This is a genomic window from Brevibacterium zhoupengii (assembly GCF_021117425.1).
In the GTDB taxonomy this organism is placed as follows: Bacteria; Actinomycetota; Actinomycetes; order Actinomycetales; family Brevibacteriaceae; genus Brevibacterium; species Brevibacterium zhoupengii.
Genome location: NZ_CP088298.1, coordinates 1497802 through 1520109, shown reverse-complemented (window position 1 = coordinate 1520109; position 22308 = coordinate 1497802). Strand labels below are relative to the sequence as shown.

Sequence of the window (22308 nt, the reverse complement as noted above, 5' to 3'; positions counted from 1 at the left end):
CCGGTCTGGGCGCGAGCTCAGATCGTGGAGATGATGCCCCGTTCGGTCAGGCGCGATGACAGGCCTGCACCGTCCGGGGCATAGATCCACGGCACTCCCTGACCGCGGCCGTGGCGCTTCGAGCGGCCACCGGCCCAGACTGCTTCACCGACGGTGAGCTGCCGGATGGCGACAGCGGCGACATTGTCCGGATGGTTGTCGACGAACTCACCGTAGACTTCTTCGTCCTTCTGCCCGTCGTCGCCGATGAGCAGCCATTTCATCCACGGGAACTCACGTGACAGCCGCTCGAGAGAATTGCGTTTGTGTTCCTTGCCCGAACGGAAGACCCGCGTCGTCGTCGGCCCCCAGTCAGTGAGCAGCAGAGGGCCCATCGGGTAGAGATTGCGAGACAGGAACCGTTTGATCGTCAGCGCCGAATTCCATGCACCCGTTGAGAGATAGACCATCGGAGTGTTGGGGCGCATATAGGTGATCCGGTCATAGAGGACCGCCATTCCCGCCACCGGCGACCTGGCATGTTCGCTGAGGACGAAGGTGTTCCAGGCGGCCAGGAACGGCCTGGGCAGCGACGTGACCATGACGGTGTCGTCGATATCGGAGATGATGCCGAACGTCGAGTCCTCACCGATGATCCGCACGTTGGCGGAATCGACGAGAGACCCGTCGGTCCACAGCTCGATTTCGGTCTCTCCCGGCTCGAAGTCCCCGGGAATCACTGTGTCGATGATGCCGCCGCGGTCAGCGGTGACCATATGCTCTTCGTCGTTGACTCGCACCCACGCTGTGTCATTGGGCAGGGGCACACTGACGAAGGACCTCCAGCCGCGGATGCTCGCCTCCACGTCCGCCGCCGGTTGGCCCGTCGGCGTCAGGACCAAACGGCCGAGCACTCTCACCCACCCGGTTCCACCGTAGGTGTCATAGGCGATGACCGTGCGCTGATAGGTGTGGTCGGTGGCGCGATTCTGCAGCCAGCCGTTGAAACGGTCTTCCAGTCGGGCCGCAGTGTGCAGCATGTCCGGACTGAGGTTCAGCGGTCCTTCTTCGGGTTTCTTCTTCGCCACGGTTCTTCCTTCACACTCGTCGCACGTCGGGTCAGGTCTGCTCGGGTCGGGCTGGAAAGGGGGCTGGCGGGAACGCGGTCGGATCGAACCGGGACTGCCTCAGATGAAGCCGACCTTGTCATAGACGTCTCGCAGGGTCACCTCGGCGATCTCATTGGCCTTCTCAGCACCGGCATCGAGGATCGTCTGGAGCTGAGCCCGGTCCTGCAGGAGCTCATTGGTGCGCTCACGAATAGGGGCGAGCGCCTCGACGGCGACCTCGGCCAGGTCGACTTTGAGGTGGCCGTACATCTTCCCTTCGTACTCGGCCACAATGTCGTCGACCGACCGAGAGGTCAGGGAGGAGTAGATCGTGAGCAGGTTCGACACTCCGGGCTTGGCCTCCGGGTCGTAGGCGATCTCCTTGCCGTCGTCGGTGACAGCAGACTTGATCTTCTTCGTCAGCGACTTCGCCTCATCAAGGAGGTCGATGCGGCCCAGAGGGCTGGGCAGGGACTTCGACATCTTGGCCGAAGGGTTCTGCAGGTCGTAGATCTTCGCGGTGGCTTTGAGGATCTGTGCATCGGGGACGACGAAGGTCTCACCGAACCGGTAGTTGAAGCGTTCGGCCAAGTTCCTCGTCAGTTCGAGGTGCTGGCGCTGGTCCTCACCCACGGGCACCATCTGCGGGTTGTAGAGGAGGATGTCGGCTGCCATCAGCGCGGGATAGGTGAGCAGACCCAGGGACACGTGGTCCTGCTTGGCCGACTTGTCCTTGAACTGCGTCATCCGACTGGCCTCGCCCATGGACGTGGTGCATTCGAGGACCCATGACAGCTGCGGATGCGCGGGGACCTGAGACTGGACGAAGATCGTCGACTTCTCCGGATCGATGCCTGCCGCAATGAACTGCGCCGCCGTGCGCAGAGTCCGTTCGCGCAGGTCCGTCGGATCCTGCTCGACGGTGATCGCGTGCATGTTCGCGATGAAGTAGAAGGCATCGTGTGACTCCTGATGCGCCACGAACTGCTGCAGAGCTCCGATGTAGTTCCCCAGGTGAAGTGAGTCCGAGGTGGCCTGAATACCGGAAACTGTGCGTGGCTGAGAAGAAGTCATCATAGAACTATGATGCCACTTCACCCCCGCATCTTCGCAGACCACCCCCGTGCGAGACGCCGATGGCAGCAGTCGCGAGCACACTGTGTCGACGATGTCGGAATACTGGAGTAAAACCGGCACTGAAGACCGGCTTCTCTGCTCCGGTGACCTCCGCCACCTGTGCGCCACCAGCAAGCGGTATAGTGACGATGCAGATCACATGATTCATCAAGGCATCTCACAAGGTTCGGTCAAGCGACTATGATTCGCCTCCGACTTTGCGACGGTCGGTGATCATGGGCAACGAAGATTCGGTGAATGGTCATCGAGCTCAACGAGGAGGAAATCTTGTCGGTCGAATACGTCAGAACCGAAGAGGGGTTGCCACCGGTGGCTGTGGTTGAGAAGCCGCGGTGGACCCCGGTGAAGATCGTCATCTGGGTGGTCATCGCGCTGGTCGCGGCCGCCGGTTGGGCGATGGTGGCGTTCGTGCGCGGAGAGGAGATGTCGGCCAGCTGGTTCGTCGCCGCTGCAGTCGGCAGCTACCTCATCGCGTTCCGGTTCTACGCCAAGTTCATCGAATGGAAGATCTGCCGCCCCGACCCGAAGCGGGCCACCCCGGCAGAGCTCAATGACAACGGACGCGACTTCGCGCCCACGGACCGGCGCGTGCTCTTCGGCCACCACTTCGCCGCCATCTCCGGTGCCGGCCCCCTGGTCGGCCCGATCCTGGCCGCACAGATGGGCTACCTGCCCGGGACCCTGTGGATCGTACTCGGCGTCATCGTCGCCGGCGGCGTTCAGGACTACCTGGTGCTCTTCTTCTCGATGCGCCGCAACGGCCGCTCGCTGGGTCAGATGACTCGTGATGAGCTCGGTCGCACGGGCGGAATCATCGCCTCACTGGGCATCATCCTCATCATGGTCATCCTCATCGCCGTCCTCGGCGTCGTCATCATCAACGCTCTGGCCGAGAGCCCCTGGGGTGTGTTCTCCATCGCCATGACGATTCCCATCGCCGTGTTCATGGGCATCTATATGCGCTACCTGCGCCCGGGCAAGGTCGTCGAGGTCTCGGTCATCGGCATCGTCCTCCTGATCCTGGCCATCGTGGCCGGCGGCTGGGTCCACAACTCGCCTGTCTGGTCGGAGGTCTTCCACCTCGACAAGGTCACCCTGGCCTGGTGCCTGATGATCTACGGCTTCCTTGCAGCCGTCCTGCCGGTATGGGTGCTGCTGGCGCCGCGTGACTACCTGTCGACATTCATGAAGATCGGCACCATCATCCTTTTGGCTGTCGGCATCCTCATCGTCAACCCCAGCGTGCAGATGCCTGCCGTGACCGAGTTCGCGTTCAACTCCGAAGGCCCTGCCTTCGCTGGAGCTCTGTTCCCCTTCCTCTTCATCACCATTGCCTGCGGGGCGCTATCGGGATTCCACGCTCTGATCTCTTCGGGCACCACGCCGAAGCTGATCGAGAAGGAATCCCAGGCCCGCCTCATCGGCTACGGAGGAATGCTCATGGAGTCCTTCGTCGCGATCATGGCCCTGGTGGCCGCGATCTGCCTCGACAAGGGACTGTACTTCGCCATGAATGCCGCCGAACCCCTCACGGGAGGGACAGCGCAGGGAGCTTCGGACTTCATCAACAACTCGCTGGGCATGTCCGGAGTCACGACAAGTCCCGAAATATTGGATCAGGCGGCCAAGGACGTCGGCGAAGGAAGCATCGTCTCCCGCACCGGTGGTGCCCCAACCCTGGCAATGGGCATGGCACACATCCTCCACAACATCTTCGGCGGACCCGCATGGATGTCCTTCTGGTACCACTTCGCGGTCATGTTCGAGGCCCTGTTCATCCTCACCACCATCGATGCCGGCACACGTGTCGCTCGCTTCATGCTCAGTGACGCCCTCGGCAACTTCTCCAAGAAGTTCCGCGATCCCTCGTGGACCCCTGGCGCATGGCTGACGACGGCGATCATGGTCGGAGCGTGGGGGTCGATCCTGCTGATGGGTGTCACCGACCCGCTCGGCGGCATCAACACTCTGTTCCCGCTCTTCGGCATCTCCAACCAGTTGTTGGCGGCCATTGCACTGGCGGTGATATTTGCCATCGTGTGCAAGATGGGCCTGGCCCGCTGGGCATGGATTCCGGGAATTCCTCTGGTCATCGACCTTGTGGTCACCATGACCGCGTCGTGGCAGAAGATCTTCTCCTCCGATCCCGCCCTCGGCTACTGGGCTCAGCACTTCGCCTACAGGGACGCCTTGGCCTCCGGAGAGACCTCCTTGGGCAACACCGAAGGTGCGGCGGCGATGGGAGCCGTCGTCCGCAACACCTTCGTGCAGGGCACTCTCTCGATCGTCTTCGCGCTGCTGGTGGCGATGGTCGTCATCATGGCCGTGTGGAAGTCTGTCGAAGCCATCAAGAAGGGTTCGCTGCCCACCTCCGAGGAGCCCTACACGGAGACCAAGATGTTCGCCCCGGCTGGTCTCATCGCCAGGAAGGCCGAACGCGAAGTCCAGGCCCAGTGGGAAGAGCATTCCCCGCAGCACCGACCATGACCGCGTCTTCAGTGTCGCAACCACGGCACGGAGAGGAGCAACATCATGACCAGCGCAAGCACACATCCGCTTGAGCGTCTCGTCAAGGACCCATGGGGTTCGCTGCGCCGAGGCGCGGCGGGACTCCTGTGGTATCTCAAGGAGATCATGGGCGAGAACGCCTACATCCACTACATGGAGTCCTATGAGCGCCGCCACGGCACTCGTGAGGGTGCGATGGGTGAGAAGGAGTTCTGGCGTGATCTCACCGATGAGCAGGACCGCAATCCGAAGGCTCGGTGCTGCTGAAACACAGTTCGCGTGACCAGCAGCGCTGGTGAGTGCTGAAACGGGGCCCGGGTCGGTGTGGAGATCTCCACACCGACCCGGGCCCCGTCACATCGCCGGCCGGCGACGACTATTTTGGTGCGGGCAGATCGTAGTCGATGACGAGCGGAGCATGATCGGACCAGCGTTCGGCCCAGCTGTCGGCCTTGTCCACCGTTGCTTTGACTGCTGCCTTCGCGAGTGCCGGTGTCGCCATCTGGTAGTCGATACGCCACCCGGCATTGTTGTCGAAGGCCTGCCCACGCATGGACCACCAGGTGTAGGGGCCGTCGACGTCTCCGCTGAGGTCGCGGTGCACGTCAACGTAGCCGACCTCGCCGAAGAACCCGTCGAAGTAGGCGCGCTCCTCGGGCAGGAACCCGGCCTTCTTGCGGTTGGCCTTCCAGTTCTTCAGATCCCGTTCGGTGTGGCAGACGTTGAGGTCACCGGTGATGAGCACGTGATCGGAGTGTTCTGCGAGTTCAGGCAGACGCAACGTCATCCGGTCGAGGAAGCGGTATTTGTCCTCCTGTTTGGGAGTGTCGACCTCGCCTGAATGGACGTAGGCCGAGACGAGAGTCAGCAGCGACCCATCGCCGAGGCGGTAGTCCGTCTCCAACCACCGACCGGCCCGATCGAAGTACCCGTCCGTGCCGAGTCCTTCACGGACTTCGACGGGCTCATTCCGAGCCATGACGGCGACTCCGGCACGTCCCTTCGCCTCGGCGTCGTGGCTGATCGTGGTGTACCCGGTGTCCTCGAGCACTGTGAGGGCGATGTCGTTGGCCGCCCTGACTTCCTGCAGCGTGATGAAGTCGGGTTTCGCACTATCGACCCAGGTGGGCATCCCCTTTCTCCATGCCGCTCGAACTCCGTTGACGTTGACTGATGCAATCCGAATCATGTGTCCTATCATGGCATGAGCGCACTACTCATCCGGGCCTGGGCGTTATACAGTGATGGAAAGAAGCATATTTCAGGAGGCGCAATGGCCGTAGACGAGACTTTCGATTCTGAGCAGCTGAGCATCAGCCCGCTCGACGAAGTAGACGCCCGTGAGATGCGAGAGTTCCTGCTCGGTGCGCAGAAGAACTTCTGGGGAGACAGGGACCTCAGCGGAGACCACGATGCCTATTGGTTCCATCAGTTCGTGACCTCCGGGTTGGTTGCCAGGTATCGTTCGGAGATCGTCGGCTATCTGCTCGGCGTCGTCCCCCATGACGGCCCTGCCTACATCCATCTGGTTGCGGCTCGGACAGATTTCCGCCATCAGGGCATCGGCCGGCACCTGTACCAGTATTTCATCGAGCACGCCCGAAAGCTGGGTGTCTCATCGGTGCAGGCGACAACCATGCCGGATTCCTCGGCAGCGATCTCGTTCCATTCTTCGCTCGGGTTCAGCGGTGAACTCATCGAGGACTACGCGGGTGCAGGAAATCCTCGAGTGTTCTTCGAACTCAAACTCCTCGAGGAGTGAGCCGAAGGGCGCACACACTGGTCTGACCAGCACAACAGAGACTGACGGCCTCCCACACACAGATGTGGGAGGCCGTCAGTCTCTGACTGTCTTTCGGCTCAGGCGGCCGCTGCGGCGCGTTCGGCCACGTCGACGACGTTCTTGAGAAGCAGTGCCCGGGTCATGGGTCCGACTCCTCCAGGATTCGGGGACACCCAGGCCGCCACCTCGGCGACGGCAGGATCCACATCTCCCACGATCTTCGACTTCCCGGTCTCCGGGTCCTCTTCGCGTGAGACTCCGACGTCGAGGACGACGGCACCGGGCTTGACCGCGTCGGCGGTCACGATCCGAGCCGATCCTGCGGCGGCGACGATGATGTCGGCCTGAGCCAGCAGCTCGGGCAGATTCCTCGTCCCGGTATGTGTCAGCGTCACCGTGGCGTTGTGCTCACGGCGAGTCAGCAGTGCTCCGATCGACCGGCCGACGGTGACGCCGCGGCCGACGACGACCACATGCTTGCCCGCCAGTTCGATCCCGTTGCGCTGCATGAGTTCGATGACCCCGCGAGGGGTGCACGGAAGCGGGGTCGTGATCTCCCGGTTGACGTTGAGCATGAGCCGGCCCAGGTTGGTCGGATGCAGCCCGTCCGCATCCTTGGCCGGGTCGATGCGTTCGAGGACGGTGTCCGTGTCGATGTGGGACGGCAACGGCAGCTGCACGATGTAACCGGTGCATTCGTCGTCGGCATTGAGCTCGTCGATGACCGACAGGAGCTCGTCCTGGCTCACCGACTCCGGCAGATCACGGCGGATGGAATGGATGCCCACCTCGGCGCAGTCACGATGCTTGCCTGCCACGTACCACTTCGAACCGGGATCCTCCCCGACGAGGACCGTGGCCAAGCCGGGGACGACTCCCCGCTCGGCCAGGTTCGCGACGGCTGTCCGCAGCTCGTCCTTGATCTCCTTCGCACAGGCCTTGCCGTCAAGGATCTGGGCTGCCATCAGTACTGCTCCAGATCTTCGTAGAGGGGGAAGTTGTCGCTGAGCTTCTTGACCCGAGCGCTGAGGGCTTCGACGTTCGCACCGGGCTTGAGCGCCTCGGCGATGACATCGGCGACCTCGGTGAATTCGGCGTCGCCGAACCCACGGGTGGCCAAGGCCGGGGTGCCGATGCGCAGACCGGAGGTCACCATGGGCGGACGTGGATCGAACGGAACGGCGTTGCGGTTGACCGTGATTCCGACCTCATGCAGCAGATCCTCTGCCTGCTGTCCGTCCAGGGCTGAGTTGCGCAGGTCGACGAGTACCAGGTGAACGTCGGTGCCGCCGGTGAGCACCGTGGCTCCGGCGTTGGCGACGTCATCGGCCAGGAGGCGCTCGGCCAGGATCTGCGCACCGCGCACGGTCCGCTCCTGACGAGCCTTGAACTCTGCCGAGGCGGCAAGCTTGAACGCCACTGCCTTCGCGGCGATCACATGCATCAGAGGTCCGCCCTGCTGCCCCGGGAAGACTGCGGAGTTCAGCTTCTTCGCGTACTCCTCCTTGCCGAGGATGAAGCCTGAGCGTGGGCCGCCGATGGTCTTGTGCACCGTCGAGGACACGACATCGGCGAAGGGCACCGGGTTGGGGTGCAGGCCGGCGGCGACGAGACCGGCGAAGTGTGCCATGTCGACCCAGAGCTTCGCTCCGACCTCGTCGGCGATGTCGCGGAAGGCCTGGAAGTCGAGCTGACGCGGGTAAGCGGACCAACCTGCGACGATGACCTCTGGACGGTGTTCGAGCGCACGCTCGCGCACCTTGTCCATGTCGATGCGGTACGTGTCGGGATCGACTTCGTAGGAGGCGACGTCGTAGAGGCGGCCCGAGAAGTTGATCTTCATGCCGTGGGTGAGGTGACCTCCGTGGGCCAGGGAGAGGCCGAGCATCTTGTCACCCTGACGGGCGAGCGCGTGCATCACGGCAGCGTTGGCGGAGGCGCCGGAGTGCGACTGCACGTTGGCGTATTCGGCACCGAAGAGGCTCTTGGCCCGGTCGATAGCCAGCGTCTCAGCGACATCGACGTACTCGCAGCCACCGTAGTAGCGCTTGCCCGGGTAGCCTTCGGCGTACTTGTTCGTCAGCACGGAGCCCTGTGCCTGCAGCACTGCGCGCGGCACGAAGTTCTCCGAGGCGATCATCTCCAGAGTCGAACGCTGGCGACCCAGTTCCTGGTCGAGGACTTCCGCAATCTGGGGATCGATGTCTGCAAGCGAAGCCTGCATCGTGTTATCAGTCATGTGTACACTCCTGTGGCATCCAAAGTGATGAGTGGGACGCCGCGATCGGCTCCGCGAGCACCCGAAATCAATGCTAACAGCGAACCAGATCACACCGATGGGGCGTTCGTCATCCGGATGATGGGCCGGTTTCGGAGCAGCGTGGGGTCGGCGATTAGAATCGAGCGCATGAGTCGAGAATGGATCCTGCGAGTCACCTGCCCGGACGCCACCGGAATCGTCCACGCCGTGACCGGGGTTCTGGCCTCGCTCGGTGCCAACATCACCGAGTCCCAGCAGTTCTCCTCCCCCGATTCTCTGCAGTTCTTCCTCCGGGTCCAGTTCGTCACGAGTGCGGATGCCGAGGCCACGACTCTGGAGTCTGCCCTCGCCGAGGCGGCCCACCGTTTCGACATGACGCTCAGTCTCCAACCGGTGGAGAAGAAGACGCGGACCCTCGTCCTCGTGTCCAAGGCCGCCCACTGCCTCAACACCCTGCTGTTCCAGCAGAGCTCGGGTCAGCTGCCCATCGACATCGTCGGGGTGGCCGGCAATCATGATTCGCTGCGGTCACTGGCCGAATTCCACGGCCACGACTTCCACCACATTCCGATCACCCGGGATACGAAGGAGGCCGCCGAGGCGGGGCTGAGTCACCTCGTCGAGAGCCTCGACGTCGAGCTCATCGTCCTCGCCCGGTACATGCAGATCCTCTCCCCCGATCTGTGTGCTCGGCTGGAGGGCCGAGTCATCAACATCCACCACTCGTTCCTGCCCAGCTTCAAGGGTGCCAAGCCCTACCACCAGGCGCATGCCCGCGGTGTCAAGATCATCGGCGCCACCGCCCACTACGTCACCCCTGACCTCGACGAGGGCCCGATCATCGAACAGGACGTCGCCCGCGTCGATCACAACCGCAATATCGCCGACTTCGTCCAGCGCGGACAGGACGTCGAAGCAGCCGTGCTCGCCCGCGCCGTGGCCTGGCATGCCGAGGGCCGGGTCCTCATGGACGGCCACCGCACAGTCGTCTTCAACTGAGCCGACCACCTCGGCGGGACCACCCAGGCAGGGCCACCTCGGCGGGGTGATGATGCGATTCTGACACAAATCCTGCGTTTGCCACCCAGGACCCGGTGACCTGGGCTACGGTCACATTATGAGCCAGCCCCAGACCAGAGTTGCCGCCGATCTCCAACGCCTGCCGATCCCCCGCGGTCCGGTGAATCTGGCCCGCCAGGCCGTCCTGCGCCTGGCCAACGTCGGACTCACCGCAGCCTACGGAGCCTACCGGCTCCACCCAGCGATCTGGAGGTTCACGGCCAAGCACTACCATCCGGGCCTCGAGCCCTTCGCGAAGCTCAATGCGTGGATGATCTGCCAGCAGGCCTCACTCGATGTCCCGGCCTATCAGGACTATCTCGCACGCACCGGCTTCACCTTCAGGTGGTGGGACCTCGATGCCTATACACCGACGTCCAAGGATGATTTCGTCCGCCGCTACAGCGAGGAGCACCGCTGTTGGGATGGACGGATCGAACGAGTCGGCACGGTCGTCGACGAATCATCCGGCTCCTCCGGCACACCCTTCAACTGGATGCGGTCGAAGAAGGAGCTCGACACCGTCCACAAGAACGTCGCCGGCTACGTGACGATGCTCTTCAACGACAAGGACCTCTTCTGCATCAACGCATTCTCGATGGGCGCGTGGGCCACGGGAACGAACACAGGCCTGGCGATGGCCAAGGTCGCCATGGTGAAGAACACCGGCCCCGACCTCGAGAAGATCCTCGACACGATGACCCACTTCGGACCGAGCCACACCTACCTCATCAGCGCCTATCCCCCGTTCCTCAAACACCTCGTCGATCGGATGGACTCCGAACCCGGAGTCTGGGACGAGTTCCGGATCAACGGCTTCGTCGGAGGAGAGGCCATGACCGAGGGGCTGCGCGACTACGTGCAGTCACGCTTCCATCGGGTCTATTCCGGATACGGGGCCAGCGATCTCACGATCGGGATGGCCGGCGAGTCCGATCTCTCCGTCGTCATCCGCCGGTCACTGGCCCACGACCTCGACTTCCGCGCCGAGGTGCTCGGACCATCCGAATCGCGGGTGCCGATGGTCTTCCAGTACAACCCGCTTGAGACCTATCTGGAGACGACCGATTCCGGGGAGCTCGTCGCGACGATCAACTCCGCCGCGGTGATGAGCCCCCGGCTGCGATACAACATCGGCGACGAGGCCACCCTCATCGACTTTCCGCGCATGGTCGAACTCACTCGCAAGCATCCGCAGCTGGCCGCCGAATGCTCCCGAGCCTTCGCGGACAACGGCATGAAGCTACCCTTCGTGCTCCTCTTCGGCCGCGCCGATTCCACCATCTCGTATATGGGTGCCAACATCTACCCACTCGACATCGAGAACGGACTCTACCGTGACAATCCGCAGGCTCATCTCATCGAGTCCTTCCGGATCGAGCTGCGTGAGACTGACAACCATGAACAGCGCCCGACTCTGCACATCCAGCTGCGTGAGGACAGCGGAGAGCTGTCGGCTCCTGAGCGCACCGAGATGGCCGGGACCATCCAAGCCGGAGTCCTGGGCCACCTGGCCTCGGTGTCACGGGACTTCGCCCAGAGCATGAAAGAGGATCCGACGACCGCGGAGATCCACATCGAACTCCACGATTTCGCCACCGGTCCCTTCACCGACGGCAACGCCAAGATCAAGAACGTGTATGTGCAGAGGACCTGAGACCTCGGCACCCGACATCCGGCACTCTTCATCAGCACTGATCATTCAGCGAAGGAATGGAACCCATGAGATCGAATGATTTCTCCAAAGCCCCTCCTCAAGCCCGCGCCGAGGTGGTCTTCCTCGGCGCGAACAGGTATCGCAATCCCCTGGTGATGGTGGGCCAGCTGCGGCGCTGGCCCAAGCTGGCGAAGGGACTCAAACGGGCGCCCGGGTACCTGTGGCACCGCAGCTACTACGAATTCCCCGACCGCATCGGCCTCATCGTCGCCTTCGCTACGCGAGATGACCTCATGAAGTATGCCCGCACCCCTGAACACGTCGAGATCATGAAATGGCTGGTCGGCAGCGCAGACTCATCCCCGGCGAAGGGCGGGTTCATCCGCATCCTCAACGCCGAGGAGTGGGGCTACACGAACGGAGAGTTCCGCGCGGAGGACTCCCGGCTGGGCATGATCGACTCATTCACCAAGCTCAGTTCCGAATGAAGGTCGGCACCGCATGAAGGCGAAACGGATCAGCACGCGTCAGGATCTGGCCGACTTCATTGACCTGGCACCGCGGTTGGCCGCGCAGCGAGGAGAATCGGAGCACTACGTGCCCCTGTTCGCCTCAGACATCAAGGAGTGGTTCGCCCACCGCGGATGGTTCAGCGAACCTGTCGAACTGTGGCTCATCCTCGACGCGAAAGACCAGCCCGTCGCCCGCACCATCTGCCATCGCTCTCCCGAACTGGCGCAGAAGATCGCAGCATCGGATCACGAGGACGACACTTCCGGCGCATCTGCTTCTGGGCACACACCGACGACGCTCTTCTTCGGCGCGCTCGAGGTCGCCGACGAGGCTGCACTTGACCACCTCATCTCCTTCCTCACCACACGAGCCCAAGAGCTCGCGGCCGAACGGATCTTCGGCCCCGTCTCCCCTCTGCCCAATGTCACTGGCGGTCTGCTGCTGTCCGGCACCGAGCATCCAGGCTTCTTCGACTCCGCCTGGAACCCGGCCTTCTTCGCACCCTCATTCCACAGCGCGGGATTCTCCGACTGGGGCCGAGCCCAGACCTGGGAAGTCGAGGTCGGCTCGATCCCCGCCGCACGAGCCACCGCCGTCTCCGAGTCCGAGTGGGCACAGCAAGGCCTGCGCCGGCGCCGGGTCTCCCGCACCGGCCTTCGTGCCTTCGCCCGCAGACTGCTGCCGACACTCAATGCCGCATTCGCGCAATTGCCCTACTACACCCAGATCCCGCGCGCTCAGCTGCAGGCGCAGATGGCAGGGCTGCCTGCACTCATGGATCCTGCTCTCATCCTCGACATCGTCGGCACCGAGGACGCTGACTCCGCACCTTCACGCTGCTTCGCCCTCGTCATCCCCGACCCCGTGCCGATCCTGCGCAGGCACGGCGGTCGGCTCGGTCCACGCGCGATCCTCGATCTCGTCATCAACCGTCGCCGCCTGCACGATGCTGTGCTCATCATCCAGGGCACAGATCCCCGCTTCCAGGGCCAGGGCATCCTCTCTCTGGTCATCCGTGATCTCAACGCCGGTCTTGCCGCCGGAGGCTACCGGCGGATGCGGGTGACGTTCATCGCCGAGGACAATCCCGCCTCGGCCGCGGTGTTCGAGAGGTCTGGCGGCCGGGTCCTGCACGAGCTCGCCTTCCTCGACCGAGATCTCACCTCTGATAGCACTCCTGTCCCGATCGACGAGCACCAGTGTGAGGGCGACCCGACCGAGGAGCACGAACGATGATGGCGATCACCGCGACTCTCATCGCTGAGCTCTTCGCACACGCGGCTCGCTCCCCCTCGGCGCACAACACTCAGCCCTGGATTCCTCGCTTCGCACCTGCGACGACGCCAAGGTCCCCCGCGGAGGTGCACGTGGCTGTGGATCCGGCCCGCACCCTTCCGGTCGGCGACCCGAATTCCCAGGACCTGCATCTGGCCATGGGATGCTGGGTGGAGTCCTTCACCATCGCCGCCGCCGAGGTGGGCATCCACGTCGGCATCGGGTCCGTGCGGGGCCGCGGCCCCGCACTCGAAATCCGTCTGGTGCTCACAGCCCTCCCCGACCGGCCCGGTGCCTCTGACCTCTGGCCGAGGTTCACCTCCGCCGATCTGCACCATCGTCAGGTCGATCGGGGGCCGATGCGCAGAGCCGAAGAGCCCTTCGCCACAGCATTCGCTGCCGCAGAAAGGGGGCTGGCCGCCTCGGGCACGGCGCCGTTTGAGGGGAGGGCACCGACCAAGGGCATGGCACTCGTCGAAGTGCCCCATGACCTGTGGGAGACGAACCTGGCACGTGCCACACGATATTCGTACTCTCATGCAGACATCTTCACCGAAACCCTGGAATGGCTGCGGTTCGACCGCCGGGCGAGCTCCTACGCCCAGGACGGGTTGAGCGCGGACTGCCTGCAGATCCCGAGAACTCTGGCCGCGGTCGCCGCCCGACTCAACACGGCGAGACTGCGGCCATGGATCGGTGCGCTCACCTCGGCGGCCTTGGCACCCGTGGAACTCATCGACAGACTGCGGGCCTCGGTGGTGCGGCGAACATCGAGAGACAGAAGGTCACCGGCACCGGCTTCCACCGGCGGGTCCGCACCGCTGCATCATCTTGTGCTCGTCAAGGATTCCACCGCTCCTTCCGCAGGTGCCGACTCGCTGGCGAAGCAGGAGATCGAGCTGGGCCGCAACCTGCTGCGCATCTGGCTTCTGCTCGATCGGCACGGCCTGCGCGTTGACGTGCATTCCGAGATCAAAGACTGCCCACAGACGAGATCCGCTGTCTCCGACTATCTCCTCGACGATCACGGCATGCATGCGCTGCCGGTGGCCGCGTTCTCCGTCGGACTCTCGACAACAGCGGTGCCCCGCTCCGCCCGCCGCCCTGTGGAGCCAATACACAGTTGATTCACGTCGAGTACTGAAACTGTTGTAGAGTCGCCCCGGTTTACAAAAGGAGACGACTTAAGAATGACGGAAACCACTTTCCGCACAATTGCAATCGTCCTGTACTTCGCAGGAATGCTGGCCATCGGCTGGTTCGCGTACCGCAAGACCAAGAACAGCCTCGACGACTACATGCTGGCAGGCCGCGGACTGCGCCCCAGCGTCGCAGCCCTGAGCGCCGGAGCATCTGACATGTCGGGCTGGCTGCTCATGGGTCTGCCAGGAGCGATCTACCTTTCGGGACTGGTCGAAGCTTGGATCGCTGTGGGACTGACGATCGGGGCCTGGGTGAACTGGAAGTTCGTGGCCCCGCGTCTGCGTGCCTTCACCGAGACCGCCGGTGATTCGATCACCATCCCCAGCTTCTTCGAGCAGCGACTCAAGGACAACACCCGTCTGCTGCGCATCGTCTGCGGCATCATCATCCTGGTGTTCTTCACCTTCTACGTGTCCTCGGGCATGGTCGCAGCCGGCAAATTCTTCGAATCGAGCTTCGGTCTGAACTATCTGGCTGGGATGCTCATCGTCGCCGCCATCACCATGGTCTACACACTGTTCGGCGGCTTCCTCGGGGCCACGCTCACCGATGTTGCCCAGGGGCTGCTGATGTTCGCGGCCCTTGTGGCCGTGCCGGTCGTTGCCGTGTTCAACGCCGGCGGTCCCTCAACCGTGATCTCCAACGTCAGGGAGATCGACCCCAGCATGCTCAGTCTCTTCGGGAGCGGACCCTTCTGGGCAGGTGGCACCTATCTCGCCGTCATCTCAGCTCTGGCCTGGGGCCTCGGCTACTTCGGCCAGCCGCACATCATCGTCCGGTTCATGGCTCTGCGGACACCAGCAGATGCCACGGTCGCTCGCCGTATCGGTGTGGGCTGGATGGGTATTTCGGCCCTCGGCGCCATTGCCACTGCGATCGTTGGAATCTCCTACTTCTCCGAGCATGCCGATATGAAGCCGACTGACCCGGAGACAGTGTTCCTGGACCTCGCGCAGATCCTGTTCCACCCGTTCATCGCGGGACTGGTCCTGGCTGCGGTGCTGGCAGCGATCATGTCGACGATCTCCTCACAGCTCGTCGTCACTTCCTCAGCACTCATCGAGGATCTGTACAAGATCGTGGCACTGCGCACAGGTTCGAAGCGCACCCTGCAGGACAAGACCTATGTCCTGCTCGGACGCCTCGGCATTCTCGTCGTCGCATTCATCGCGGTGCTCCTGGCGATCTCGCCGTCGAACAGCATCCTCGACCTGGTGGCGTTCGCCTGGGCCGGATTCGGCGCGTCGTTCGGACCGGTCGTCCTGCTGACCCTGTTCTGGAAGAAGCTCAGCAACTGGGGCGCACTCTTCGGTCTCATCTCGGGCGCGGCGGTCGCGTTCATCTGGGGACAGCTCGGCACCCCGTTGACCGAGCAGATCTACGAGATCATCCCCGGCTTCGCCGTCAACCTCATTGTGGCGATCGTGGTCAGCAAGTTCACGTACAAGCCGAACGCAGAAACGGATCGCGAGTTCGACGAATCGGTCGAGCTCTCACGCGTGAAGTGACAAACCAGCAGCTCGCCTGACGGGCAGCTGCTCATCGGCGAGCTTGGCCCGTCGCCATCGCTACGCCCTACACCCAGCGGCTATTCCTCCACCAACGGGAGGAATAGCCGCTGAGTGGTTCCTGCCCGCCTCCGGGTACGACATGCTGCTGCCGGTAGGTGCTGCCCGCCCACTCCCCTGGGAGACGCCCACACCCCCGCGTACACGCCCACGCCCCTGTGAATACACTTCAGGCGGGCACCCATCGGGTGCCCGCCTGAGATGTTGCGACGAAGGAGCCTTACTTGGTCTCTTCGGTGCTTTCCTCGGTTGCCTCTTCAGCGACCTCGTCGGTTGCGGCCGAATCGGCTGCCTCCTCGGTGGTCTCTGCAGGAGCCTCTTCGACGACCTCTGCGGTTTCGTTCTTCGCAGCGGCAGTCTCGGTGGCCTGCTCGGCTTCCTTCACAGTTGCCTGCTTAGGCGAGTAGGGCTCGAGAACCAGTTCGATGACGGCCATGGGCGCGTTGTCGCCGGCGCGAGGACCGATCTTGGTGATACGTGTGTATCCACCGGGACGCTCGGCCATGGTTTCGGCGATCGAGGTGAAGAGCTCGTGCACGATCGACTTGTCACCGATCTTGCCGAGCACGCGACGACGGGCGGCGAGGTCGCCCTTCTTCGCAGCGGTGATCATGCGCTCCGCAACCGGACGCAGGCGCTTGGCCTTGGTCACGGTCGTGGTGATCTTCTTGTGCTCGAACAGGGCCGCAGCCATGTTGTTGAGCATCATGCGCTCGTGTGTTGGGGAGCCTCCGAGACGAGGACCCTTTGTTGGGGTTGGCATAGTGTCTTACTCCTAGGTCTTAATCAGTACTGTTCGTCTTCGACGTAGGACTGGTCCTCATCAACGAGACCGGCTTCGAACCCGGCGGGACTGTCCTTGAGGCTCAGGCCCAGCTCGTTGAGCTTGGCCTTCACTTCGTCGATCGACTTCGAACCAAAGTTGCGGATATCCATGAGGTCGGCTTCGCTGCGAGCAACGAGCTCGCCGACCGTGTGGATGCCTTCGCGCTTGAGGCAGTTGTAGGAGCGCACGGTCAGATCGAGATCTTCGATGGCCAGAGCCAGATCAGCAGCCAGAGCTGCGTCAACCGGCGACGGTCCGATCTCGATGCCTTCGGCTTCGACGTTGAGTTCCCGAGCCAGGCCGAAGAGCTCGACCAGTGTCTTGCCCGCAGATGCGATGGCATCGCGCGGGGTCATCGACGGCTTGGTCTCAATGTCGAGCACCAGGCGGTCAAAGTCGGTGCGCTGCTCAACACGAGTAGCCTCGACCTTGTAGGTGACCTTGAGAACCGGCGAGTAGATCGAGTCAACGGGGACCCGACCGATCTCTGCATCCGCGTTCTTGTTCTGAGCGCTCGAAACGTAACCGCGTCCACGTTCGATGGTCAGTTCCATGTCCAGACGGCCTTCACCATTCAACGTGGCGATATGCAGATCCGGGTTATGGATCTCGACTCCGGCAGGAGCAGAGACATCGGCGGCAGTCACGGTGCCTGGGCCCTGCTTGCGCAGGTAGGCAACGACAGGTTCGTCGAATTCCGAGGACACGACCAGGGACTTCAGGTTGAGGATGAACTCAGTGACATCCTCCTTGACTCCTGGAACGGTGCTGAATTCGTGGAGCACTCCGTCAATCCGAATGGATGTGACGGCTGCACCTGGAATCGACGACAGCAGGGTACGACGAAGTGAGTTGCCGAGGGTGTAGCCGAATCCTGGCTCAAGTGGTTCGATGGCGAACCGTGAGCGATTCTCGGAGACGACTTCTTCCGTGAGCGTTGGGCGCTGTGCAATGAGCACGTGGGCTTCCTTTCAGCGAACATCCGCTATATGACGTTCGCACTGCACGTCATGGCCTGAAGCCATGAAGAACGGTTCGGTTTATCTTGGAATCCGTTCTGTGATCGATGCCGGGCCGAGCCCGACATCAATCACAGATCCACGGAAGGATCAGCCGCGGCGGCGCTTGGTGGGACGGCAGCCGTTGAAGGGAACCGGAGTGACATCCTGAATGGTGCCCAGTTCCAGACCGGCGGCCTGCAGCGAACGGATCGCGGTTTCGCGTCCCGAACCTGGTCCCTTGACGAAGACGTCGACCTTCTTGAGGCCGTGCTCCTGTGCGCGACGGGCAGCGGACTCCGCGGCCATCTGCGCAGCGTAAGGAGTCGACTTGCGCGACCCCTTGAAGCCGACCTCACCTGAGGAGGCCCAGGAGATGACGGCACCGGTCGGATCGGTGATCGACACGATGGTGTTGTTGAACGTTGATTTGATGTGTGCCTGGCCGGCAACGATATTCTTCTTGAGCTTGCGGCGAGGCTTGCGCACTGTAGCGGCGCGTGACTTGGGAGGCATGTGTTTTACTCCTGATCGAGGTGGCTGATGCTGGTCAACCGGGTGAGCATGTTACTTCTTCTTACCGGCCACGGTGCGCTTCGGTCCCTTACGGGTACGCGCATTCGTCTTGGTCCGCTGTCCGCGAACCGGCAGACCGCGGCGGTGACGCAGGCCTTCGTAGCTTCCGATCTCCACCTTGCGGCGAATGTCGGCAGCAACCTCACGGCGGAGGTCACCCTCAACCTGGAATGTGCCCTCGATATAGTCACGCAGCTGGACGAGCTCGGCATCGCTCAAGTCCTTCACACGGGTATCAGGGCTGATTCCCGTTTCTGTCAGGGTCTGGCTCGCACGGGTGCGGCCCACACCATAGATGTAAGTCAAGGCGACCTCCACGCGCTTTTCACGCGGGATGTCGACTCCGGCAAGTCGTGCCATAGGTACTATCTCCTGTTGTAGTTCCGGAGGTGCTGATGCAGACCTGTCCCTGGTTTCCCAAGGTCCTCGGCCCCCGACCGAAGGTGTCGCCCTGCCACTGCCTCAGAGGCGGTGGTGCTGGCGAGGTCTGCGCGGGTGTGGTGCTGCTGAAGCCCCTTGCGGGTGCCTCTATCTGCTCGAAGAGCTGCTCAACCCTGGCGCTGTTTGTGACGCGGGTTGGAGCAGATGACGATGACCCGGCCGTGACGGCGGGTAATCTGGCAATTCTCACAGATCTTCTTGACGCTTGGCTTAACCTTCATGGTTTTTCCTTCTTCCGACCCTTACCCCTGCGCAGGGGCGGGTACGAATGATCGAAGATCCTTACTTGTAGCGGTAAACGATTCGTCCACGCGAGAGGTCGTATGGAGACAGCTCCACGATGACCCGGTCCTCGGGCAGGATTCGAATGTAGTGCTGTCGCATCTTCCCTGAGATATGCGCAAGCACCCTGTGCCCGTTGCTCAGCTCAACCCGGAACGATGCGTTCGGGAGGGCTTCGACAACAGAGCCTTCGATCTCAATGACCCCTTCTTTTTTGGCCATATCGTTCGCTAACCTCGTATTCCCGCGAAACATTCGCGTTCGACGTAATCGTGTATCGTCGATTTACCCCGACGACCCCATGGTCTGTGTTTCGTCCCACCACATGAAAAGTTGCGGATGGCAGATGCCGCCCACAACTGAAAAAGGGTGAGTTGAGTGAGAACAGACCAATCAACAACCCTACACTATCGTCGAAGATTCTTCCACATGGTGCTGGCTTCCCCGCGCGAACTCCCCTACAATCACCGCCACCATCACCGAGGCTGGTCCGAACTCAGGTGCTGTGTGCGGTTCCGTACCCTGCCCGGATGCTGGCGATGACGGCCACAGCAAGCACGATGAATCCCATCAGGGTGATCGAGGCGAACCCACCGAAGGCCAGCAGCGGTCCCGACAGAGCCGCCAGCGCAGCGGCTCCGAAGTTCATTCCCGCGTCGGAGAGGCCTTGGACTGACATGCGGTGCGCGGGGTCGATCTCCTTGGTCAGCAGGGTGGATCCGGCGATGAGGCAAGCGCTCCACCCGAGGCCCAACACGAAGAGTGCCACTGACAGCCGCAGGAACGAGGACTCCCCGAGTGCATCGATGAACCCGAGGACCAGTGACAGCGCGAACAACGCGTGTCCGCCGAGGATGACTCGTCCGGCGGAGTACTTGTCGGTGAGGTAGCCGAAGACCGGCGAGAGGCCGTACATGCCGAGGATATGACCCCCGATCGTGATTCCGATGAGTTCGAGGCCGAGCCCGTGATGGTCCATATGCAGCGGAGTCATCACCATGGTCGCGACCATGATCATGTGCCCGGTGACGACGGAGAGCAGCCCCATGAGCGCGCTCGGGGAACGTCGGATGGCCTGCCAGGTGCCACCTCGGCGCGGGGAGGTCGAGGACTGCTCACGGGTGGCGGGAGCGAGCCGGCGCAGGAACAGCACGCTGAGCAGCGCAAGGCCGAACCCGGCAATGGCGATGACGAATGGTCCCGCCAGAGGATCGAGTCCCAGGGCACGGCCGATACCGGCACCGGGGCCGGAGAGGTTGGGCCCGATCACGGAGCCGATGGTCGTGGCCCAGACGACGACGGACATAGCGGAGCCTTTGAGGTGGTCAGGGGCGGCATCCGTGGCTGCATACCGGCCCTGCAGGCCCGCGGCAGTGGCAGCTCCGAAGCAGCCCATTCCGAGGAAGAATGCGATGTCGATGCCCAACAGGATGGCCAGCACGATGAGGATGGCGCCGCAGAGGGCAATCGCGTAGGCACTGGCCAGTGCCAGTCTGCGGCTTCTGCGCTCGGCCAGCTTCGCTAAGGGAACCGCGAGGAGCCCGGCGCCGAGGATGGACGCCGTCTGCGCGAATCCGGCGAGCTCGGTCCGACCGGTCAGACGCTCGGCGAGGATTCCACCGACGGCGAATCCCGTGGCGATGCCGATGCCGGAGAAGAGCTGTGCCAGACTCAGCGACCATTGGTTCCGCCGGAAGACGGAAGACGAGTGTGCTGACATCGCGGCTTCCACCTCTTCATGGACTGTCGATTCGGAAGCGGCTCCTGCCGCCGGTTCCACTGTAGTCCGTGACCGCCTGTGTGTCGCCATGTCCCAGCATCGAAGCCAGACCACCGTGACCGCGCATGTCAGAACCTGGGCCACAACCGCACTCTCCCCTGCTAGCGTGAAAACCAACAGTCGCATAACGGCCACCGAAGGAGCATCACGTGGAGAACCTGGATTCGATCACAGAAGAATCACTCATCGCCAAGGGCGGCCGAAAGTGGTCGAGCTTTCCGGGCAGTCTCGGTGCGTTCATCGCGGAGATGGACTTCGGAGTCGCACCGGGTGTGCGTCAGGCACTGCGCGAAGTCGATGAGCGTGACCTCTTCGGCTATGCCCCGCAGTCGATCGTCGCCGACCTCAAGTCGGCCACCTCGGCGTTCTGTGCCGAACGCTACGGCTGGCAGTTCCCGACCGAGCATGTCGAACTCGCCAGCGATGTCATCGCGAGCTTCCTGGGCATTCTCACACACCTGACCCCGGCAGACACTCCGATAGTCCTTCCGACTCCCGCCTACATGCCCTTCTTCGACGTCGCCAAGGTCTCCGGGCGCGAACTCATCGAGGTCCCGATGATCCGCTCCGAGACCGGCTGGTCCGTCGACCTCGATGCGATCGATGCGGCTCTGGTGCCCGGCGCCACTCTGGTGCTGTGCAATCCCCACAACCCGATCGGCAAGGTCTACACCGAACCAGAGCTCTTGGCCCTCGCCGAGGTGGTCGAGCGCAATGGTGCGCGCGTGTTCTCCGATGAGATCCACGCTCCCCTCGTCTATGCGCCGGCCCGTCACATCTCCTATGCGAGCCTGAATGAGACCACCGCGGGGCATACCGCCACCGCTACCGCCGCATCCAAGGCATTCAACATCCCCGGGCTCAAGTGCGCGCAGCTCATTCTCAGCAGTGAGAAGGATCGGAAGATCTGGGCCGAGAAGGGCAACTTCGTCTCAGGCGCCGCATCGAACCCTGGCATTCTCGCCACCACTGCGGCCTACACCCAGTCCGGAGACTGGCTCGATGAGATCACTGCCTACCTCAAGGGCAATCGCGAACTGCTGACCGATCTTGTCTCCACTCGTCTGCCCAATGCCACATTCCTCCCACCGGAGGGAACGTACCTGGCCTGGCTGGATCTGCGTGGGTACGGTCTCGAGACCGGACTGTCGCAGCACTTCAACGAACGTGCGCAGGTGGCCATCACAGAGGGCCGACTGTGCGGTGAGGTCGGCCACGGCCACATCCGGTTCAACTTCGCCCTGCCCCGCCCTCTCCTGACCGAGGCGATCGATCGCATCGCCGCTGCCCTGTGACCTGACGTCACCGACTGAGGCGGTGCCTGAGCCGACCCCGGCCGCTGTGAGCAACCCGC

The 22308-nt window shown here is 62.9% G+C and carries 22 protein-coding genes; 10 read left to right on the top strand and 12 right to left on the bottom strand.

The window, feature by feature from the left end; all coding sequences use genetic code 11:
* Positions 1 to 17: 17 nt before the first annotated feature.
* Both LQ788_RS06925 and trpS read right to left on the bottom strand, forming a co-directional pair.
* Positions 18 to 1067, bottom strand: a complete 1050-nt coding sequence (locus tag LQ788_RS06925; protein WP_231446090.1) for an App1 family protein — start codon at positions 1065 to 1067, stop codon at positions 18 to 20.
* Between the two features lie 99 nt (positions 1068 to 1166).
* Positions 1167 to 2165, bottom strand: a complete 999-nt coding sequence (gene trpS, locus LQ788_RS06920) for a tryptophan--tRNA ligase (protein WP_231446087.1) — start codon at positions 2163 to 2165, stop codon at positions 1167 to 1169.
* Positions 2166 to 2462: 297 nt separating this feature from the next.
* On the opposite strand from trpS, the gene LQ788_RS06915 reads away from it, so the two are divergent.
* On the top strand, positions 2463 to 4712 hold the full coding sequence (locus tag LQ788_RS06915) for a carbon starvation CstA family protein (protein WP_231446085.1): 2250 nt from the start codon (positions 2463 to 2465) through the stop codon (positions 4710 to 4712).
* A gap of 45 nt (positions 4713 to 4757) precedes the next feature.
* Positions 4758 to 5000, top strand: a complete 243-nt coding sequence (locus LQ788_RS06910; protein ID WP_231446084.1) for a CstA-like transporter-associated (seleno)protein — start codon at positions 4758 to 4760, stop codon at positions 4998 to 5000.
* Between the two features lie 109 nt (positions 5001 to 5109).
* Here LQ788_RS06910 and LQ788_RS06905 read toward each other — a convergent pair whose 3' ends face one another.
* Positions 5110 to 5922, bottom strand: a complete 813-nt coding sequence (locus tag LQ788_RS06905; protein WP_262908324.1) for an exodeoxyribonuclease III — start codon at positions 5920 to 5922, stop codon at positions 5110 to 5112.
* Between the two features lie 84 nt (positions 5923 to 6006).
* Here LQ788_RS06905 and LQ788_RS06900 point away from each other — a divergent pair, with 84 nt between their 5' ends.
* A complete protein-coding gene (locus LQ788_RS06900) occupies positions 6007 to 6495 on the top strand; it encodes a GNAT family N-acetyltransferase (protein WP_231446082.1) in 489 nt (162 codons plus the stop codon).
* Positions 6496 to 6593: 98 nt separating this feature from the next.
* Here LQ788_RS06900 and LQ788_RS06895 read toward each other — a convergent pair whose 3' ends face one another.
* A complete protein-coding gene (locus LQ788_RS06895; protein ID WP_231446081.1) occupies positions 6594 to 7481 on the bottom strand; it encodes a bifunctional methylenetetrahydrofolate dehydrogenase/methenyltetrahydrofolate cyclohydrolase in 888 nt (295 codons plus the stop codon).
* A complete protein-coding gene (locus tag LQ788_RS06890; RefSeq protein ID WP_275902125.1) occupies positions 7481 to 8755 on the bottom strand; it encodes a serine hydroxymethyltransferase in 1275 nt (424 codons plus the stop codon). The genes LQ788_RS06895 and LQ788_RS06890 overlap by 1 nt, the downstream gene beginning before the upstream one ends.
* A gap of 168 nt (positions 8756 to 8923) precedes the next feature.
* On the opposite strand from LQ788_RS06890, the gene purU reads away from it, so the two are divergent.
* The 6 genes from purU to putP all read left to right on the top strand — a co-directional run bounded on the left by purU (position 8924) and on the right by putP (position 15991).
* The gene (purU, locus tag LQ788_RS06885) at positions 8924 to 9775 is read left to right on the top strand and encodes a formyltetrahydrofolate deformylase (protein ID WP_231446080.1); all 852 of its coding nucleotides are present in this window, start codon (positions 8924 to 8926) and stop codon (positions 9773 to 9775) included.
* A 118-nt stretch (positions 9776 to 9893) separates the two neighbouring features.
* Positions 9894 to 11492: a phenylacetate--CoA ligase family protein gene (locus LQ788_RS06880; RefSeq protein ID WP_231446079.1), complete on the top strand. Its 1599-nt coding sequence runs from the start codon at positions 9894 to 9896 to the stop codon at positions 11490 to 11492.
* Positions 11493 to 11557: 65 nt separating this feature from the next.
* Positions 11558 to 11980, top strand: coding sequence for a hypothetical protein (locus LQ788_RS06875; protein WP_231446078.1), 423 nt, complete (start codon positions 11558 to 11560; stop codon positions 11978 to 11980).
* A gap of 13 nt (positions 11981 to 11993) precedes the next feature.
* Positions 11994 to 13241 carry a hypothetical protein gene (locus tag LQ788_RS06870; protein ID WP_231446076.1) on the top strand — a complete coding sequence of 416 codons (1248 nt, stop codon included), beginning with the start codon at positions 11994 to 11996 and terminating at the stop codon, positions 13239 to 13241.
* Positions 13238 to 14407 carry a nitroreductase family protein gene (locus LQ788_RS06865; protein ID WP_231446075.1) on the top strand — a complete coding sequence of 390 codons (1170 nt, stop codon included), beginning with the start codon at positions 13238 to 13240 and terminating at the stop codon, positions 14405 to 14407. Before LQ788_RS06870 ends, LQ788_RS06865 begins: the two co-directional genes overlap by 4 nt.
* 63 nt (positions 14408 to 14470) lie before the next feature.
* A complete protein-coding gene (gene putP, locus LQ788_RS06860) occupies positions 14471 to 15991 on the top strand; it encodes a sodium/proline symporter PutP (RefSeq protein WP_231446074.1) in 1521 nt (506 codons plus the stop codon).
* A gap of 280 nt (positions 15992 to 16271) precedes the next feature.
* Here putP and rplQ read toward each other — a convergent pair whose 3' ends face one another.
* From rplQ to LQ788_RS06825, 7 genes are all read right to left on the bottom strand, one after another.
* Positions 16272 to 16814, bottom strand: a complete 543-nt coding sequence (gene rplQ / locus LQ788_RS06855) for a 50S ribosomal protein L17 (RefSeq protein ID WP_231446073.1) — start codon at positions 16812 to 16814, stop codon at positions 16272 to 16274.
* Positions 16815 to 16837: 23 nt separating this feature from the next.
* Entirely contained in the window at positions 16838 to 17836 is a 999-nt protein-coding gene (locus LQ788_RS06850) for a DNA-directed RNA polymerase subunit alpha (protein WP_009884957.1), read from the bottom strand.
* 150 nt (positions 17837 to 17986) lie between these two features.
* Positions 17987 to 18391 (bottom strand): 30S ribosomal protein S11, encoded by a 405-nt coding sequence (rpsK, locus tag LQ788_RS06845; RefSeq protein ID WP_009884958.1) that lies wholly within the window; start codon positions 18389 to 18391, stop codon positions 17987 to 17989.
* A gap of 51 nt (positions 18392 to 18442) precedes the next feature.
* Entirely contained in the window at positions 18443 to 18811 is a 369-nt protein-coding gene (gene rpsM / locus LQ788_RS06840) for a 30S ribosomal protein S13 (protein WP_009884959.1), read from the bottom strand.
* Between the two features lie 188 nt (positions 18812 to 18999).
* A complete protein-coding gene (gene rpmJ, locus LQ788_RS06835; protein ID WP_009884960.1) occupies positions 19000 to 19113 on the bottom strand; it encodes a 50S ribosomal protein L36 in 114 nt (37 codons plus the stop codon).
* Positions 19114 to 19174: 61 nt separating this feature from the next.
* Positions 19175 to 19396 carry a translation initiation factor IF-1 gene (gene infA, locus LQ788_RS06830; RefSeq protein WP_009884961.1) on the bottom strand — a complete coding sequence of 74 codons (222 nt, stop codon included), beginning with the start codon at positions 19394 to 19396 and terminating at the stop codon, positions 19175 to 19177.
* 274 nt (positions 19397 to 19670) lie between these two features.
* Positions 19671 to 20894: an MFS transporter gene (locus LQ788_RS06825; protein WP_231446072.1), complete on the bottom strand. Its 1224-nt coding sequence runs from the start codon at positions 20892 to 20894 to the stop codon at positions 19671 to 19673.
* Between the two features lie 209 nt (positions 20895 to 21103).
* Here LQ788_RS06825 and LQ788_RS06820 point away from each other — a divergent pair, with 209 nt between their 5' ends.
* On the top strand, positions 21104 to 22249 hold the full coding sequence (locus LQ788_RS06820; protein WP_231446071.1) for a MalY/PatB family protein: 1146 nt from the start codon (positions 21104 to 21106) through the stop codon (positions 22247 to 22249).
* Positions 22250 to 22308: the final 59 nt, after the last annotated feature.

Coding starts and splice junctions, on each gene's coding strand:
- trpS (WP_231446087.1), bottom strand. CDS start 2,165: ATGATGACTTCTTCTCAGCCACGCACAGTTTCCGGTATTCAGGCCACC.
- LQ788_RS06915 (WP_231446085.1), top strand. CDS start 2,463: ATGGTCATCGAGCTCAACGAGGAGGAAATCTTGTCGGTCGAATACGTC.
- LQ788_RS06910 (WP_231446084.1), top strand. CDS start 4,758: ATGACCAGCGCAAGCACACATCCGCTTGAGCGTCTCGTCAAGGACCCA.
- LQ788_RS06905 (WP_262908324.1), bottom strand. CDS start 5,922: ATGATTCGGATTGCATCAGTCAACGTCAACGGAGTTCGAGCGGCATGG.
- LQ788_RS06900 (WP_231446082.1), top strand. CDS start 6,007: ATGGCCGTAGACGAGACTTTCGATTCTGAGCAGCTGAGCATCAGCCCG.
- LQ788_RS06895 (WP_231446081.1), bottom strand. CDS start 7,481: ATGGCAGCCCAGATCCTTGACGGCAAGGCCTGTGCGAAGGAGATCAAG.
- LQ788_RS06890 (WP_275902125.1), bottom strand. CDS start 8,755: ATGACTGATAACACGATGCAGGCTTCGCTTGCAGACATCGATCCCCAG.
- purU (WP_231446080.1), top strand. CDS start 8,924: ATGAGTCGAGAATGGATCCTGCGAGTCACCTGCCCGGACGCCACCGGA.
- LQ788_RS06880 (WP_231446079.1), top strand. CDS start 9,894: ATGAGCCAGCCCCAGACCAGAGTTGCCGCCGATCTCCAACGCCTGCCG.
- LQ788_RS06875 (WP_231446078.1), top strand. CDS start 11,558: ATGAGATCGAATGATTTCTCCAAAGCCCCTCCTCAAGCCCGCGCCGAG.
- LQ788_RS06870 (WP_231446076.1), top strand. CDS start 11,994: ATGAAGGCGAAACGGATCAGCACGCGTCAGGATCTGGCCGACTTCATT.
- LQ788_RS06865 (WP_231446075.1), top strand. CDS start 13,238: ATGATGGCGATCACCGCGACTCTCATCGCTGAGCTCTTCGCACACGCG.
- putP (WP_231446074.1), top strand. CDS start 14,471: ATGACGGAAACCACTTTCCGCACAATTGCAATCGTCCTGTACTTCGCA.
- rplQ (WP_231446073.1), bottom strand. CDS start 16,814: ATGCCAACCCCAACAAAGGGTCCTCGTCTCGGAGGCTCCCCAACACAC.
- rpsK (WP_009884958.1), bottom strand. CDS start 18,391: ATGCCTCCCAAGTCACGCGCCGCTACAGTGCGCAAGCCTCGCCGCAAG.
- rpsM (WP_009884959.1), bottom strand. CDS start 18,811: ATGGCACGACTTGCCGGAGTCGACATCCCGCGTGAAAAGCGCGTGGAG.
- rpmJ (WP_009884960.1), bottom strand. CDS start 19,113: ATGAAGGTTAAGCCAAGCGTCAAGAAGATCTGTGAGAATTGCCAGATT.
- infA (WP_009884961.1), bottom strand. CDS start 19,396: ATGGCCAAAAAAGAAGGGGTCATTGAGATCGAAGGCTCTGTTGTCGAA.
- LQ788_RS06825 (WP_231446072.1), bottom strand. CDS start 20,894: ATGTCAGCACACTCGTCTTCCGTCTTCCGGCGGAACCAATGGTCGCTG.